At 55.9% G+C, this 15,325-nt stretch carries 15 protein-coding genes; 8 read left to right on the top strand and 7 right to left on the bottom strand.

Translation table 11 applies throughout. The features are described 5' to 3' along the window. Positions 1–20: 20 nt before the first annotated feature. Positions 21–2,309 carry a PAS domain-containing sensor histidine kinase gene (locus tag HUV30_RS10220; protein WP_174405327.1) on the bottom strand — a complete coding sequence of 763 codons (2,289 nt, stop codon included), beginning with the start codon at positions 2,307–2,309 and terminating at the stop codon, positions 21–23. Positions 2,310–2,685: 376 nt separating this feature from the next. Between HUV30_RS10220 and HUV30_RS10225 the strand changes: the two genes are divergently transcribed. The 7 genes from HUV30_RS10225 to HUV30_RS10255 all read left to right on the top strand — a co-directional run bounded on the left by HUV30_RS10225 (position 2,686) and on the right by HUV30_RS10255 (position 9,207). Further along, complete coding sequence (locus tag HUV30_RS10225) at positions 2,686–3,009, top strand: c-type cytochrome (protein ID WP_174405328.1); 324 nt, start codon at positions 2,686–2,688, stop codon at positions 3,007–3,009. Positions 3,010–3,117: 108 nt separating this feature from the next. Then, the gene (locus HUV30_RS10230; RefSeq protein ID WP_174405329.1) at positions 3,118–5,319 is read left to right on the top strand and encodes a molybdopterin-containing oxidoreductase family protein; all 2,202 of its coding nucleotides are present in this window, start codon (positions 3,118–3,120) and stop codon (positions 5,317–5,319) included. Beyond that, positions 5,316–6,128, top strand: coding sequence for a 4Fe-4S dicluster domain-containing protein (locus HUV30_RS10235; RefSeq protein ID WP_174405330.1), 813 nt, complete (start codon positions 5,316–5,318; stop codon positions 6,126–6,128). The genes HUV30_RS10230 and HUV30_RS10235 overlap by 4 nt, the downstream gene beginning before the upstream one ends. A 9-nt stretch (positions 6,129–6,137) precedes the next feature. Beyond that, positions 6,138–6,860, top strand: coding sequence for a formate dehydrogenase subunit gamma (locus tag HUV30_RS10240; RefSeq protein WP_174405331.1), 723 nt, complete (start codon positions 6,138–6,140; stop codon positions 6,858–6,860). Between the two features lie 69 nt (positions 6,861–6,929). After that, positions 6,930–8,066, top strand: coding sequence for a rhodanese-like domain-containing protein (locus HUV30_RS10245; protein WP_243452147.1), 1,137 nt, complete (start codon positions 6,930–6,932; stop codon positions 8,064–8,066). Positions 8,067–8,247: 181 nt separating this feature from the next. Then, a complete protein-coding gene (locus HUV30_RS10250; protein WP_174405332.1) occupies positions 8,248–8,583 on the top strand; it encodes a rhodanese-like domain-containing protein in 336 nt (111 codons plus the stop codon). Positions 8,584–8,658: 75 nt separating this feature from the next. After that, positions 8,659–9,207, top strand: coding sequence for a TlpA family protein disulfide reductase (locus HUV30_RS10255; protein ID WP_174405333.1), 549 nt, complete (start codon positions 8,659–8,661; stop codon positions 9,205–9,207). Positions 9,208–9,210: 3 nt separating this feature from the next. On the opposite strand, the gene HUV30_RS10260 is transcribed toward HUV30_RS10255, so the two are convergent. Then, positions 9,211–9,864 carry a TorD/DmsD family molecular chaperone gene (locus HUV30_RS10260; RefSeq protein ID WP_174405334.1) on the bottom strand — a complete coding sequence of 218 codons (654 nt, stop codon included), beginning with the start codon at positions 9,862–9,864 and terminating at the stop codon, positions 9,211–9,213. 146 nt (positions 9,865–10,010) lie between these two features. On the opposite strand from HUV30_RS10260, the gene HUV30_RS10265 reads away from it, so the two are divergent. After that, the gene (locus tag HUV30_RS10265; RefSeq protein WP_243452148.1) at positions 10,011–10,340 is read left to right on the top strand and encodes a metal-sensitive transcriptional regulator; all 330 of its coding nucleotides are present in this window, start codon (positions 10,011–10,013) and stop codon (positions 10,338–10,340) included. A 251-nt stretch (positions 10,341–10,591) separates the two neighbouring features. Here the strand turns inward: HUV30_RS10265 and HUV30_RS10270 are convergent, their stop codons facing one another. From HUV30_RS10270 to phnD, 5 genes are all read right to left on the bottom strand, one after another. Then, entirely contained in the window at positions 10,592–11,383 is a 792-nt protein-coding gene (locus tag HUV30_RS10270) for an HAD-IIB family hydrolase (protein ID WP_174405335.1), read from the bottom strand. Positions 11,384–11,457: 74 nt separating this feature from the next. Then, positions 11,458–12,255: a phosphonate ABC transporter, permease protein PhnE gene (phnE, locus tag HUV30_RS10275; RefSeq protein ID WP_174405336.1), complete on the bottom strand. Its 798-nt coding sequence runs from the start codon at positions 12,253–12,255 to the stop codon at positions 11,458–11,460. Continuing rightward, positions 12,248–13,036 (bottom strand): phosphonate ABC transporter, permease protein PhnE, encoded by a 789-nt coding sequence (gene phnE, locus HUV30_RS10280; RefSeq protein WP_174405337.1) that lies wholly within the window; start codon positions 13,034–13,036, stop codon positions 12,248–12,250. The genes phnE (HUV30_RS10275) and phnE (HUV30_RS10280) overlap by 8 nt, the downstream gene beginning before the upstream one ends. Further along, positions 13,033–13,833 carry a phosphonate ABC transporter ATP-binding protein gene (gene phnC / locus HUV30_RS10285; RefSeq protein WP_243452149.1) on the bottom strand — a complete coding sequence of 267 codons (801 nt, stop codon included), beginning with the start codon at positions 13,831–13,833 and terminating at the stop codon, positions 13,033–13,035. Before phnC ends, phnE (HUV30_RS10280) begins: the two co-directional genes overlap by 4 nt. Positions 13,834–13,854: 21 nt before the next feature. Then, a complete protein-coding gene (phnD, locus tag HUV30_RS10290) occupies positions 13,855–14,853 on the bottom strand; it encodes a phosphate/phosphite/phosphonate ABC transporter substrate-binding protein (RefSeq protein ID WP_205245210.1) in 999 nt (332 codons plus the stop codon). Positions 14,854–15,325 lie beyond the last annotated feature (472 nt).

A 15,325-nucleotide genomic window follows, 5' to 3' on the forward strand; every position in this document is an offset into this window, starting at 1 on the left:
ATGGTCTTTTCCGGACTTTTTTATGCTCCTGCGGGCTGGGAACCGGAAGTCTCCTGAGCGGCAGGGAGAGTGATGCAGAAACGTGCGCCGTTGCGGTATTCTGTATCCAGCCAGATATTGCCGTTGTGGTTGCGCGTGATAATGAAATAGGAAACCGACAATCCGAGACCGGTGCCTTCTCCTGGTTGTTTGGTGGTGAAGAAGGGTTCAAATACCTGACGTTTATTTTTTTCATTGATGCCGGGGCCGTTGTCTTCCACCTCTATGTGTGCGGAATCATGCTCCTTGCGCAGGCGTACCGTAATGCGCGGGCTTGCTTTTGACGCATAGTCGGAGTTGAGCGCATAGGCCGCGTTTTTGAGCAGGTTGAGCATAACCTGTTCAAGCTCCTGCGGAGAGCACATTACTTCAGGGGTATCGGGAGCATAGTCCCGTTCTATGGTTATGAGCTTGAAATCGTATTTTTTCTTCAGATCATAATCGGTTGATGCAAGCTCGATGCACTTGTCCATGAGCTGGTCCAGACGGGTCACCATATGGTGGCTCTGGCTCTGGCGGGCAAAACTGAGCATGTTGCTCACAATGCGTGCGGCTCTTTCACCGGAATCCTTGATACCGAAAAGCAGATTGCGAATGCCTCGCGCCTCAAGGTACTGCCCCATGGAGTAAAGGTCGAAACTTAACTGCTCGGCCAGCTTCTTGTTACCGGCCATTTCCGGTTCAAGACGGCGGATGATGTTCTGAACGCCAAGCAGAATGCCCGCAAGCGGGTTGTTTATCTCATGGGCCATTCCGGCTGCCAGCCCGCCGACCGACATCATTTTTTCCGTCTGCAGAATAAGCTCTTCCATGCGTGCCTGATCAGTCACGTCGTCAATGCGTATAACTGCTCCGCGCAACTCGCCGCTGTATACGGGAAAGACGAGGATGGATTCCAGGCGTGAAGCCCCGTTTTCTTCGTGCGGCTGGTTGGTAAGGGTAATGGTCTTGCGTTCCCGCAGCGCAGAAATAATGCTTGCCTCCTGCGTTTTCATGCGGGGCAGTTTCTCGGTAAGCGCCTTGCCGAGAAGCTCTTCGGCCGTGCAGCCGGTTTCTTCCTGCGCCTTCTTGTTGCAGTGTGTAATTCTGCCTTTTCCATCAATGCCGATAACCACGGAAGGCATGGAATCCAGAATCTCCTGCGTGAAGGCGTGAGCTTCACGCAGCTTTCTTTCCGCCATGGTGTGCTCGGTGGTGTCGTGCAGCATGCCGTCGATGTGCTTTTGCTGATCTTCGGCATCGTGGATGCTGCGCAGGGCCAATGTGCCTATTCTTTCTTCCCCGTCAGCCTTTTTGAACAAAATGCGATGATTCGTTACCAGATCATTTTCGTCGAGTCGTGCCATGAGTCTGTCGAACAACTCTTTTTCCGTGAAGACTTGATTGCGGATGTCGGAAATGGTGCTGACAACTTCTGCAGGGGAAGAATAGCCGAGAATGCCCGCAAGTGCGGAATTTGCCGTCAATATGCCCCCGGTGGGTGACATGCGGAAGATTCCGGCAAGGGCGTTTTCATAAAGATCCCTGTAGCGGGTTTCCGTGATGCTCAGCTTTTTCTGAGATTCCGCAAGCGCGTCATATTGCTCCTGAAGCCGTTCCACCATGACCACAATGGATTGCCTCAGGCTGTTCATTTCCGAAAGAAAGGAATCTTCCGTCAGTGAGGTGCTTGTGGTGCCCTGCATGCTCACTTCGCGGGCGAACTTTTCTATTCGTATGAGCGGTGCGTCAATAAAGCGCTTGAGGATGATGTTGAGGAGAAGGAAGAGAGTGAAGTTCAGGGTGGCGATGGTTACGGTAATCCGCACAAGCGCCTTGCGGGCCAGTGCTTCCAGATTGTGGGTTGTTCCCTGCAGCGAAATGTGGCCGATTTGTCTGTCGGTCAGGACTATGGGGGCTTCGGACAGGATGAGTTCCGGAGAGAGAGTGATCCGGTCTGTGGGGACGATGCTTCCGTCCGGCAGGCGCATGCGTCCGGCAACAATTCTGTCCGAGAGTGAATCGTGCACCAGTATGGTGGCTATGTCCTCATTGAAGAAGGCATTTTCTATGATCTTCTGCGACTGGTCATCCTGAAAGTTCCATATGGGCAGGGCCAGACTGGCCGCCAGTTCTTTGGTGGTCTGCTCGATCAGAACATTCAGTTCATCATGGTAGCGGTTCTTCTCACGGATATAATCCGTAATACCGAAGACGAGCATTACAATGGTCGTTACCAGAAGTAGCGTGAGGTTTATGAATGCCCGTGTTGTCGGCTTGAACTTCGACATTGTTGTTCCCGCATGGCTTTCGAAAGAGGGGCTGAAGTGCGCGTGTGAGGCTCTATTTTTATCGTAATGTACGACATAATTCCGGTTGAGGAAAGATATTCATCCGGAGCTGATCCGGTGGGGGAAAGAGAGGGATAAGAGAGGAATTTTTTGTGCATGGCTATACCTAGTATGGGTATAGATTGTAATGACATAACAATGTGCGCTATTTGTATTTATTATCCCATGTAGCGAAGCGTATAGATGAATTTTAAAAAACACGATTGACACCCATACCCCCTATAGGTATAAAAGATCCAAGGTTGAGTTTTCATGCATATGTGTGGATGGATTTTCAGACGAATCCCAGTCCGTTTTTGAATATTCAGGAGGAAGTATGCAAAGGAAGTTCTTGATGTTTTTTGTTTCCACACTGGTGGTGGCGGCAGCGTTCGGTATGGCTTTCGCTGCGGAAGGCGGCAACGCGCGCAAGGGCAAGTTCCTGTACCGCAAGCACTGTCGGAGTTGCCATGGTGTTTCCGCATCTGATCTTTCCCCCGCAACCAAGACCCAGAAGGAATGGAAGGCGCTTTTCAGTGATACGTCCAAGATTCCGTGCAATGCGCAGTGGCCGGCGATGCCTGAGAGTGATGCGAAGGATATTTTCACATATCTGCATGATTACGCCAAGGATTCCCCCTCGCCTGCCAAGTGCAGCTGATTTGATCAAAGGGGATGCCGGAAAGTGGCTCCGGCATCCCGCTTTTCTTCACGGTCATGGTGATGGCCCGCTCGGGATCGCAAGGTCCTGCAGAGTATGGAGCATACAATGTCGGAGGGTAGGGAATTGAAGATTTCCCGCAGAAGTTTTTTCAAGGCTACCGGTCTGGCTGCCGCAGCAAGTTTGTCCGGCGGCACCGTGCTCGGTGGTCTTGCGCCTCAGGCTTGCGCCGCTGTGGCTGCGCCCGAATGGGAATCGCATTTTTCAGCCTGCGATATGTGTTTCAACAAGTGCGGACTTGTCGCGCGGGTGCAGCAGGGCAGGGTGGTCAAACTTGACCCCAATCCCAAATTTTCCAAATCACGCGGCATGTTATGCGCCAGAGGCAACGCCGGTGTCGCGCAGTTGTATGACCCGGACAGGCTCAAGTATCCTCTGCTGCGCGCAGGTAAGCGCGGCGAAGGCAAGTGGAAGCGCATTCCGTGGGATGAAGCCCTTGCCATGACGGCGGAGAAAATGCAGGAAATCCGCACCAAGTATACCCCGTGCGGGTACTTGTTCAGCGCCGGTGCGGATATGCAGTCTGCGTTCGTCTCCCGTTTCGCAGAGGTATTCGGTTCCTTCAACGTCACCTCGCATGAATCGCTCTGCCTTATTTCCAACAACAGGGCCTATCTGGATACCTTTGGCGAGGTGCCCTTTGCCGATGTCATCAACTCTAAGTACGTCCTCATGGTGGGGGCCAACCGTTTTGAAGCGCTTGTAACGCCCGATTCCATGGATCTCATGACGGCCATGCGGGAAAAGGGCTGCAAACTGGTGGTGCTCGACCCGCGCTATACCAAAACAGCGGCACTGGCGGACGAATGGCATCCCATTCGTCCCGGTACGGACATGGCCTTCATGCTGGCGGTGATCAACGTCATCATCTCTGAAAAATTGTATGATGCAGAGTGGATGGCGGAAAAAACCTTCGGTCTTGATCAGCTTGCCGGACATGTAAGTCAGTATACCCCCGCATGGGCGGCTGCGGAATGCGGCATTCCTGCGGACGATATCGTGCGCATAGCCCGCGAAATGGCTGCGGCGGCACCGCAGTCCATGATCTATCCCGGCCGCAGAACCTCAGACTATGAAGATTCCACCCAGATCAGACGCAGCTTTGCCATTGCCAACGCATTACTGGCCAACTGGGACCGTCCCGGTGGCCTGCTTGCCGCGCGTGCGGTAGGGCTCAAGGGTGTGCCGTACGATCCGCCGTGGTATGACGACAATCCCCCGGATCGCGTGGACGCCGGTCTCGTCCCCATGATGTTTGAGCACGAAGGCTCGTTTGTTCTGACTCGGGACGCTGTTCTGAAGGGCGAGCCCTATCCCCTGAAAGGCTGGTTCGTTTACAAGACCAACCCCATGGCCACGGCACCGAACAGGGCCAAGACCATAGCCATGGCCGAGCAGATGGATTTTACCGTGGTTGTGGACATTGCCATGACGGATACCGCACACATGGCAGATCTGGTGCTGCCTGCTCCCAGCTATCTGGAACGGCTTGATCCGGCATCCGGACTGCAAGGCTCAAGCGCCTGTGCCTGTGTGGTCGTGCGCGACCCTGTGGTGAATGCGCTGTACGAATCGCGTCCGGTATTCGATATTCTCAAGGACGTGGCTGGGCGTCTTGATCTGGGTGAGTACTTTGATTTTACCATCGAAGAATACCGTACAAGACAATTTGCCGAACTGCCCGACGCCATGGAAGCGCTGAGGCGCGATGGGGTCTACTATAACCCCTCCAAGGTATACGGCTTGTACGAAGGCAAGGCGCACAAGACGCTGAGTCAGAAGATTGAGCTGTTCAACCAGCGCTATGCGGATATGGGGCTGGACCCCATGCCGGTATACACCGCACCGGCCAAGGTGCCGAACAACCAGTTCCGCCTTGTGGTGGGGCGTAACGCCTACTTCACGCACGGTTCCACCCAGAATAATGCCCTGCTCCACGAACTGATGCCGGAAAATACGCTGTGGCTGCACCCTGATGCGGCACAAACGCTCGGCATAGCAGACGGCGAATTGGTGGAAGTTGCCTCCTCTGTCGGACGTGGCGAACTGAAGGCATCGCTTACCAAGGGTATTCGCACCGACACGGTGTATATGCTCACCGGCTTCGGCGCCATATCGCCCGGTCTTACCCGCATACACAATGTGGGCGCGAGCATCTCGGCCCTGCTGGATGACAAGGTGGATGCCATTTCCGGTAACGCTGCGCTGCACACAACCTTTGTGACCGTAACCCGGAAGGTGGCGTCATGAGAAAAGCCCAATACGCCATGGTGATAGACTCTGCCAAGTGCATCGACTGCAAGGCCTGCGTGGTGTCGTGCAAGGTGGCAAACGGAACTCCGGAAGGATTCTCCCGGAACTGGATCAAGGCTTCGGAGCCCGATTTTGCAGCCGGTGCCAAGCCCAGAACGCATTTTCAGCCCGGTGCCTGCATGCATTGTGAAGCGCCTATCTGCGTCGACGCCTGCCCCACGGGGGCGACGTACAAGAATGCAGATGGCATCGTGATGATAGACGAAACGCTCTGCATCGGCTGCGGGAACTGCATTCCTGCCTGTCCGTACGGGGCGCGCTTCCGCAATCCGCAAAAGCGCACGGCGGACAAGTGCAATTATTGCCCCGAGCGCAGGGCGGCAGGACTGCTCCCCGCCTGTGTGGATACCTGCCCGACCAAGGCCCGCGTCTTCGGCGACATCATGAATCCGGAATCGGATGCCGCCCGCCTGCTTGAACAGCACAAGGACCATGTGGTGCAGGTAATCAATCAAAAGAGCAACACCGCACCGCACATGTATTATCTGGCTTCCACCGCTCCAGTGGACTGGACGCACGAGGCGGTCATGCCCGCTTCCATGGCGACCATGACAGGCGTGGTGGATCCCGTGGTCAAGACTCTTGTGGGCCTTTCCGGTCTCGGGGTGCTCGTCATGCTGGGTCGCCAGTTGCTTTCCGGCCACGATAGCAGCCACGATAGCAGCCATGACAGCGGGCCCGATGTGCATACCGGCTCCGATGTGCAGGCAGGGCAGGCGCACAAACAGCAAACGGACAAGGAATAGGAGGCCGAAATGCGCATGTACAAAAGGCATGACCGCTCGGATATCTTCATCCACTGGTTTAACGCTGTCTGTTGGTTCCTGTTGCTGGTGACCGGAGTGGGGCTTATTCACAATCCGGCCCTGAATCCCTTCGGTGACGCGTTTCCGCAGGTTCTGCGAGGCATGGTCGGTGGAGGTGGCAATCTGCTGCTGGTGCACGAGATCATAGGCGTTGCATGGATATTCGGCTTTGTCGGCTATATTCTGGTGAACCCGCGCGGGGCAGCCTGTTTTCTGCGCGAGGTGTTCGCGGTCAGTCCCGACAGGGACATGCCGTGGATGTTCCGCAAGCTGGTGCTCATGACGCTGGGTGAAAAGGCCCTGAAAGCCATGGGCCAGCCTTCCGCGCTGCTGCCGCAGGGCTACTATAACATGGGGCAGAAAGGCTTCGGACAGGTTTCGGTTATCGGCGGCATCGTGATTGCCGTTACGGGCGTGATCATGCTGCTCTCGGATGTCTATTTCACGGCGGACGCGACTGTGGCCGTGAGCTGGGCAGTTACCCTGCATTATCTGGCCGTGGGCGTGGTGTTCGCAGGGCTGCTGGTGCATATTTACATGGCTGCCATTTCTCCGGACGAGCGTCCCGGTTTTCGTTCCATGTTCACCGGCTCGGTGCCGGAAGAGTATGCAAAACATCATCACCGGCTGTGGTATGAGCGCGAAAAGGCGCGTGCCGCAGATGGGGAATAAACAGGGAAGAGGCGCGCCGCAGGCGCAGTGTGGGTACAGATTGTCGCCCGCGAGGGCAGAGGAGTGATTATGCAGAGGACCGCAAGACGGTACGGGGCAGGGGCCGCCATGTTGAAGAATCGCATGGCATGTTTGTTCACCGCATTCGTGATGGCGCTTATGCTTATCCCCGCGGGTGCATTTGCCGAAGAAACGCCTATTCCTGCCGAAATGCAGTTCCACGCCATTGTGGATACTGCTTTTGTGCAGCAGTATGTGAAGGTTCCCAAACCTGCGGACGTGATGATCATTGACTCGCGTCCCGCAAACAAGTTCGGCGAGGGATACATTCCCACTGCCGTGAGCATTCCCGATTCCCAGTTCGACAAGATGGTATCGCAGCTTCCCGCAAACAAGAACGCGCTTCTTGTCTTCTATTGCGGTGGTCTGCACTGTCCCCTGAGCCACAAGTCCGCCAAGAAGGCCGAGGCTCTGGGCTACAAGAACGTGAAGGTCTATGCGGAAGGCATTCCCGGCTGGAAGAAGGCCGGTAACGCCGCAGGTATCAGCATCGACGTTATTGCCGCCATGATGAACAACGGCGACACCTATCTGCTGGTGGATGCCCGTCCTACCAAGAAGTTCCTTGAAGGCTCCATTCCTTCCGCCATTTCCCTGCCCGATTCCAAGTTCATGGAAAAGCTGGCCGTGTTGCCCGCAGGCAAGGATGTTCCCCTGATCTTCTTCTGCGGCGGTTATGCCTGTCCCCTGAGCCACAAGTCAGCCGACAAGGCCGCTCTGCTTGGATACACCAAGATCATGATCGCCGAAGCCGGCTACCCTGCATGGAAGGAACAGTTCGGCGCGGCCGCGGCAGTTGCGGTGAAGGCCGGAACGCAGGAAGGTTCCGTAGATATCGCCTGGTTTGAAAAGATGATGAAGGAAAATCCTTCCGGCATCATGCTGGTGGACGTGCGCGATGCAGCGGAATATGCGCAGGGCCATATGAAGAATGCCGTGAATATTCCAGTTGATGCCCTTGAAAAGAACATTGCATCCCTTCCCGCCGACAAGCCCGTGGTATTTGTCTGTGCAACGGGCTCCCGCAGCGGCGAAGCCTATTACATGGTGCGCGACATGCGGCCGGAAATGAAGGATGTGTTCTACATCGAGGCCGAAACCACGTATAATCCGGATGGTACGTACGAAATCAAGGTTCACAAGTAACAGTCAGGCAAGGGCCGGAGGATGACTCCGGCCCTTGTTTTTGCTCATCGAAGAATGAGCGCGACCGGCTGACCGGTGCGGAGGAGTGGCAATGCCAGACCCTGACCGTTTCGAAAGACTAAGAGCGGAACCTGCAAGCGTCCGGAAGCGTGTTTTCCGGCGGTTCACAGTTCCGCTGTTTGTGTTGCTTCTAGTATGCGTTGTTGTTTCCGCCGCTCCGGGGCAGGAGGCAAGGCCCCTGTGGTGGGCCGACATGCAGGCCGAGGCACAGGCGCATGGCTATCATCTGCTGGAAACAGACGTGGCAACTGTGGGGCCGGAATTTTTGGTGCTGGACGTGCGGCCCGATTACGAATTTCGCGGCGGACACGTGGCAGGGGCGCATAATGTGGAATTTCCTCCCACTGATGCGGCGGGAGACGCGCAGGCCATAGCCGCTGCTCTGGCCGAGGTTGTTGCACTGGCTGAAGGCACGATGGACAGGCCCGTGGCCGTATATTGCCGCAGCTTCAGGTGAACGCGTAGCGCAGTTGCAGCGCGCCAGTTGGCGCGTGCCGGTTTTACGAAGGTTTTCAGGTTTCCGCAGGGCTTCATGGGCTGGATGGCGTCTCACCCTGAGATAGAGCCCGATGAATCGGGCCGTGCGGCCCCCGGAACGACGATTACGGATGTGCACCTCTCCGTCCTTGGCGGGCATGCGGACAGGGGCTACCTCGGTCTTTCCGAAGACGCGGTGCACATGAGTTTCGCCGCCATCAGGGCGCACTACGTGGTCGTGCAATTCTTCAACTGCCTCTGCGCGGACTGCCTCAGGGAGCTTACGCAGATGGATGCCCTGCGTGAGGAGCTGGAATTAAAAGACTTGTCAGGTGATAACGGGGTGCCGTTACTGCGTTTTATCGGCATTGCGGTGCACGATGAAGCCCGCAGGGTGGCGGCATTCCGGAAGAAGCAAAAGACCGGCTTTCCGCTCTTTGTGGACAGAAGCGGAACGTTGCTGGAAGGGTTGGGTATTACGGCCCCTCCTGCAGCCTGTCTTCTGGAAAGGACTGAACAGGGCGTCATAGTGCGTGCTCTTGCAGCAGGTTCTGACCGTGAACGTGAAGCCTTTGTGCAGATGGTGCGCGGGCTGACGGAGTAATTGTCAGGCCGCCACGTATTTCAGAAGAGTGGTGAGCACGCCGGCAGTACCGGCATACAGTCCGCACCGGTCGTGGCTTTCAAGTTTGGCTTTGAGTTCTTCCACCCACGGCAGCATGTCGTTTCTGACAAAGTCAGCGGCATTCTCAAGCGCAATTTCATCGTGATCGCGCCACCCTGTGGAGAGAAGATAATAAAGATATTCCAGCTGGATGGATATGTGGTCCGGCGGCTCGTTGCTTTCGCCGGATGTCTTCAGTCCCACTGCGTTCAGCCTTTGCTGCATGGCAAGGGCGGGAGCAGCCATGACCTGATGGTCGCGATGTCCGGCGGTGTGGCACGAGGCGTATAACGGCACCGGCACGCCTTCCCGGTTGGAGACGAACAAACGGACATATTCCGTGCTGCAGAGCTGGCAGAAGCCGCTGCGGTCTTCCGCATGGCTGTCGCAGAGTTGTTCCAGTTCGGCGATTTTTTCGCATAGCTCGGCAAGGTTGCCCTTGTCCGCCTTATACAGGGGATGAAGATCGGCAAGCCCGTCCTCGCACAGTGCAAGACAGTCCGTATCCGCCAGACCACGGAACACGGCTGTCGAGAGTTCGATGGTACACAGGAGGAATAAGCGCGATGTCTCATCAGAAAACATGGAGTCGTTCATCAACACCTCTTGCGAGAACGGCCAGAAGGCGCCAGGAGCAGCGTCACTCAGTTGCAGACAATGGCCGGAACGAACCGGCGGATGATAACGGCAGCGGGTCGGAATGCCCTCCCGAAGCCATGCCGGACGCCGCCGAGGAGATGGGCATGTCGGAATCCGGCAACGACAGTGGTGACTCCGCAAATATCATGGACCGGATGGATATGGAACAGGAGCGGCTCAGAAAAAATGTGCTTGTCCGCATGCGGCGTATTGAAGGGCAGATTCGCGGCATACAGCGCATGATCGAAAACGGCGAAGAGTGCGGCGATATCCTCATGCAGGTGCGCGCCGCGCGTTCGGCGTTGCATGCCGCCAGCAAGCAGGTCATGAAGCGGTATATGGTCCGGTGCCATCTGGACGCCATTCAGAACAGTGAGGACCCAGATGAACCCATTGAGAAGATGATAGATCTTCTGACCGGCTATCTGGATTGAATGACACGAAAAAAGGGAGGAACCGAATTGCGGTTCCTCCCTTAAAATTATTGAAAAATCATTTTGAGTGTTATTTGCCTCCGGCGGGCAGGGGGATTATCCTCCTGCCCCCGGTGTAAGCGATAAAACTTGTTTGTGTGGTTTTAGCCCCGGCTTAATGGCGTTTGTTGTATTGAAAGACAGAGGTCTGCCTTTAAGCTCGAAAAAAAACCGTATCTGCCTGCCTTTCATTTTGGGAGCAGGCTGTGTCTTTATTTCCCCAGAAGAAAACGTGCCAGCTCGGCAAAGCCGCTTCCACCACGGCCCTGTGTCACCCACGTGGGGGCGGCCTCCAGTTCATCGCGGAAGTCGAGCACATTGGCCACACCGACGGAGTGGGGGAAGTAGCCGAACATGGGGGCATCGTTGGGCGAGTCGCCCGAGAACACCACCTGATCACGAATGTCGGCAAGCTCAAGGCCGAATTCTTCCCGAAACAGAATTTCAGTCATGGAAAGCTTGTCGTAGTCGCCGAACCAGCCGTTCACGTGAATGGAACTGATCTTGGCGTGCGCTCCGGCTGCTTCGAACAGGGCCTTGATGGTGGAAATATCTTCCTTGGGCAGCGGCGGCACGTCTTCGCAAAAGTCCACGGCAAGGTCAGCTTCGCGGAATGCCTGATCCGCCGAGATGGCGGCACCGGGCACAGCCTGCAGAATGGTCTTCTGCAGTTCGGTTAGCTTCAGCTTGTCGGCCGCGCGCTCCGCTTCATCCTTGCAGTAGCGGCGCAGCATCTTGCGGGCGGCATTGTCGTAGCGATAGAAGAATGCCCCGTTTTCGCCCACAACGGCGTCCACAGGCCACATCCTCGCAATGTGGTCACACCATCCGGCAGGGCGTCCGGTGATGGGAATGACCTTCATACCATGTTCCTGCAACTGTTCCATGGCAAGATAGGCCTCGGCGCGGAGCCGGCCTTCGGACGTGAGTGTATCGTCAATATCGGTGAGGACGAAGCGGATAGCACTGCGGGCCGCTTCCGGCATGTCATTCAATGGACGCATTGTCTCTCCGGTAGAGAAAACGGGCGCAGCCGAATGTGGCAACGCCCGTTTTTCATGCAGTTGTTCTTGATGGATTAGATGATCTTCTGGCGAATCTTGGTGACAAACACTTCTGCGACGATAACCACTGTAAATATGCACAGCAGTATCAGCGAAACCTGTTGCCAGCGGAACAGGTTGAGAGACGTGTCGAGCGCCACGCCGATGCCGCCAGCACCCACAAGGCCGATCACCGAGGATTCGCGGACGTTAATGTCCCAGCGGAACAGCGAGATACCCCAGAAAGCCGGAGCCACCTGCGGCCAGTATCCCTTGATCAGGATGCTGGGCCACGGTGCGCCTGCAGCCTTGAGTGCCTCGATGGGGCCTTCGTTTACCTCTTCAAGCGCTTCGGCCATGAGCTTGCCGCAGAATCCGATGGATCGGAAGGCAATGGCAATGGTGCCCGCAAGGGCGCCGGGGCCGAAGATAGCAACGAAGAGAATGGCCCATACCAGCGAGTTGACGGTACGGGAAGACACCAGAATCAGCGTGCCGAACCAGTTGAGCGCAGGAATTTTGGTGATGTTCTTTGCCGCCATGAGCCCCACGGGAATTGCCATGAAAATGGCAAGTATGGTGCCCAGAGACGCGATGTTCAGGGTCTCCACCAGTGCTTTGTGGATTCCTTCACTGTTGTATGCGGCAAAGTCCACAGGCCACATGCGCGAGAACAGGTCGTGCAGCTGCGTGGGAGCGTCGTAAAGAAACTCGGGAATGATCTCAACGGTCTTCAACGAGACAACGAAGAGCGATACGGCCCCGAGATAAACGGCAAACCGGGCAAGGCGTTGCGCCGGAGTGAATCTTTCCCAGGTTGCATTATCAGTCATTGAAGATCGCCTTTATTTTCAGTGAGATGTATTCGCTGACCATAATCAGGGCGATAATGGCTATGAGGATGGCCGCCAGGAAGTCGTAGTCAAAGCGCTGGAAGGCCGCAAAGAGCGTTCCGCCGATACCGCCCGCACCGACAATGCCTACCATGGTGGAGTTGCGCAGGTTCGCGTCAAACTGGTAGGTGGCAAAACCGATGAAGCGGTTGAAAACCTGCGGCAGCACACCGAATACGAGCACGCTCATGAACGGAGCACCTGCCGCCTTTATGGCTTCGACAGGTTTGAGCGATATTTCCTCGATGGCTTCACAGAACAGCTTGCCGATGAAGCCGATGGTGAGGAATATCAGGGTCAGAATACCTGCCAGAGGACCAAATCCCACGGCCTTCACAAACAGAATGGCAAAGATGACCGGGTGGAAGGAGCGGCAGATTGCAATGAACGTTCTTGAAGGCCACGTCATCCATTCGGGCATCAGGTTGCGTGCACCGCAAAGCCCGATGGGCAGCGAGGCGGCAATGCCGAATGCCGAGGCTATGACGGCAATCTCGACGGTTTCAACCAGGTTGCTGATCAGCAGCCGCCAGCGCTCAAAGTTGGGCGGAATCATTTCGCCCAGAAATTTTGCGCCGTTTGCCAACCCGTCGATAAACCGTGACCAGGTGAAGTCGAGAGACATGCCGGCGTACACACAGTAGGCCAGCACCCCGAGCCACCCGAGCCTTGCCGCCCAGTTGGGCTTGAAAGGCGTTCTGGTTTCGGTACGGGTTGTCATGCCAGCCAGTCCTCCCCGCCGTAAATCTGCTTCAGGTGTTCGGGGCTCAGCTCAGAGGGCGGACCGTCAAAGACGATGTGGCCCTGCGACATGCCGATGATGCGGTCGCAGAAGCGCTGGGCAAGGTTCACGTCATGGATGTTGATGAGCACGGGGATGTGCTGCGTGGCGGAAACCTGCTTGAGCAGTTCCATGATTTCCACGGACGTTTTGGGGTCCAGCGAGCTGGTGGGCTCGTCTGCCATGATCACGTCAGGGTTCTGCATCATTGCGCGGGCAATACCCACGCGCTGGCGCTGGCCGCCGGAAAGGCTGTCCGCGCGCTGGGTGGCGAATTCGCCCAGACCCACCTGATCGATGAGCTTGAACGCCTGATTGATGTCTTCCTGCGGGAATTTGCGAAGCCACGCGCGCCAGGAAGGAAGGTAACCCAGCCTGCCACAGAGCACGTTTTCAATGACGGAAAGGCGTTCCACCAGATTGAATTCCTGAAAGACCATACCGATGTGGCGTCGGGCCAGGCGGAGTCTGGTACCGCTCAGGGAGGTAATGTCCTGTCCGGCAACGATGATCTTGCCCGAGGTGGGCTCGATCAGGCGGTTGATGCAACGCAGAAGCGTGCTTTTGCCCGTGCCGGAGGGGCCGATGATGCCGACGGTGGTTTCCCCATGCACTTCAAAGGTCAGCCCCTTAAGGATAAGGTTGCCCTTGGTGTACGCCTTTTCCAGATTTTCCACAAAAAGGGAACGGGGGCTGTCCCCGTTCCCGTTATGGTTCTTGCTAATTGCGTGAGACACGATTTCTCCGATAGCCTGTTATTACTTCTTTTCTTTGGCGGCTTCTTTTTCAGCCATCTGCTTCAGGCCTTCAGCGTTGTAGCTGGAGCCGGTTGCTTCGGCGATGTCACGAATGACCTGCCAATCCTGCTTGTAGGTGATGGGGAAGAAGCGGTCTGCGCCCTTGAAGGTCTTCTGCATGGATTCGGGGAAGCGGTAAGTGCGGAAGGCTTCTTCGATCTTGGCTACCAGAGGTGCACAAAGCTGGTTGGAGTAACCGAAAGAAGAAGTGGGGAACTTGGGGCTGCGGTAGATGATGCGCATGTCGTCGCCATTGATGCGGCCTGCTGCAACCATGCGGTCATATACGTCGGAAGCAACGGGAGCTGCATCGTAGTCGCCGTGGGCAACGCCCATGACGGACTGGTCATGCTTGCCGGAGTAAACAACGGTGTAGTCCTGATCCGGAACAACGCCCAGCTTGGGGAAGAGGGCGCGGGGAGCAAGGTTGCCGGAGTTGGAAGAGGCAGAGGTGTGCGCAACGCGTTTGCCCTTGAGGTCAGCCATGGTCTGGATGGGGCTGTCTTTCTTCACGACAACGATCAGGTTGTAGCCCTGCATGTCGTCGGCATAGCCTTTGACTGCGATGGGAATGTAACCTGCAAGGTTGACTGCGAAGCCGGTGGGGCCGGTGGAGAAACCTGCAATGTGCAGACGGCCGGAACGCATGGCTTCAACTTCGGCAGCGTTGGACTGCACGGTGTAGTAGATAACGCGCTTGCCGGTTGCCTTTTCCAGATATGCCTGGAAATCGGCAAAGGCATCTTTGTAAACGGCGGGATCTTCAACAGGGGTGTAGGTGAAAACCAGCGTGCTCGGCTCCTTGCAGATACCTGCAGGGGCAATGTCGGCAACGAGATCGCCGTTGGCATCACAATACATGGAATCAAGTTCGCCACGGTTGGGGCAGTCTTCAGCAAACGCTGGAACGGCCGTCAGTACGAACGCCAGTACCAGAAACAGTAAACTCTTTCTCAACATACATTGACTCCTCATAGGGTTTGGTTTCGTCCGGAAACACTCAGGACGCTGCGCGGGCCCGCTCAACAAGCAATGTATACCCCACTATGAGCGAGCAACCGCTCTGATGTTATGGGAGCTGCAACAGAATCGCAACAAATATGGTCGACTGTTATAAAAAAAATGTCCTGAAAATGTAGGCGTGTTCGCTCGTGAATCGTGGCGAAAGTGAGTTTTGATTACTTGATCTGTCTATAACATGCTGAAAATATGATAGAAGACTTATATGGGAGGAGGGCGCTCCTGTTTCGTGATGTGCTTTTTTTATCGTTAGTGAAAATTTCAATGTCACATTGCGAAAATGATAAGTTGCCAGAGGCATATCGGCTTGCCTGTACAGTGTCGAAGTCTGGATGGAAAGGGGCAGGGGGCAGGTCGATCATATCACCCCTGCCCCATAAAGCGCGGGAGTACGTTGCAGGGGTGATTCCCG

The sequence above is a fragment of the Desulfovibrio subterraneus genome (assembly GCF_013340285.1).
In the GTDB taxonomy this organism is placed as follows: domain Bacteria; phylum Desulfobacterota; class Desulfovibrionia; order Desulfovibrionales; family Desulfovibrionaceae; genus Halodesulfovibrio; species Halodesulfovibrio subterraneus.

What these genes read in the sequence shown, in the direction of transcription:
- HUV30_RS10220 (WP_174405327.1), bottom strand. Translation starts at nt 2,309, where the DNA reads ATGTCGAAGTTCAAGCCGACAACACGGGCATTCATAAACCTCACGCTA.
- HUV30_RS10225 (WP_174405328.1), top strand. Translation starts at nt 2,686, where the DNA reads ATGCAAAGGAAGTTCTTGATGTTTTTTGTTTCCACACTGGTGGTGGCG.
- HUV30_RS10230 (WP_174405329.1), top strand. Translation starts at nt 3,118, where the DNA reads ATGTCGGAGGGTAGGGAATTGAAGATTTCCCGCAGAAGTTTTTTCAAG.
- HUV30_RS10235 (WP_174405330.1), top strand. Translation starts at nt 5,316, where the DNA reads ATGAGAAAAGCCCAATACGCCATGGTGATAGACTCTGCCAAGTGCATC.
- HUV30_RS10240 (WP_174405331.1), top strand. Translation starts at nt 6,138, where the DNA reads ATGCGCATGTACAAAAGGCATGACCGCTCGGATATCTTCATCCACTGG.
- HUV30_RS10245 (WP_243452147.1), top strand. Translation starts at nt 6,930, where the DNA reads ATGCAGAGGACCGCAAGACGGTACGGGGCAGGGGCCGCCATGTTGAAG.
- HUV30_RS10255 (WP_174405333.1), top strand. Translation starts at nt 8,659, where the DNA reads ATGGGCTGGATGGCGTCTCACCCTGAGATAGAGCCCGATGAATCGGGC.
- HUV30_RS10260 (WP_174405334.1), bottom strand. Translation starts at nt 9,864, where the DNA reads ATGAACGACTCCATGTTTTCTGATGAGACATCGCGCTTATTCCTCCTG.
- HUV30_RS10265 (WP_243452148.1), top strand. Translation starts at nt 10,011, where the DNA reads ATGTCGGAATCCGGCAACGACAGTGGTGACTCCGCAAATATCATGGAC.
- HUV30_RS10270 (WP_174405335.1), bottom strand. Translation starts at nt 11,383, where the DNA reads ATGCGTCCATTGAATGACATGCCGGAAGCGGCCCGCAGTGCTATCCGC.
- phnE (WP_174405336.1), bottom strand. Translation starts at nt 12,255, where the DNA reads ATGACTGATAATGCAACCTGGGAAAGATTCACTCCGGCGCAACGCCTT.
- phnE (WP_174405337.1), bottom strand. Translation starts at nt 13,036, where the DNA reads ATGACAACCCGTACCGAAACCAGAACGCCTTTCAAGCCCAACTGGGCG.
- phnD (WP_205245210.1), bottom strand. Translation starts at nt 14,853, where the DNA reads ATGTTGAGAAAGAGTTTACTGTTTCTGGTACTGGCGTTCGTACTGACG.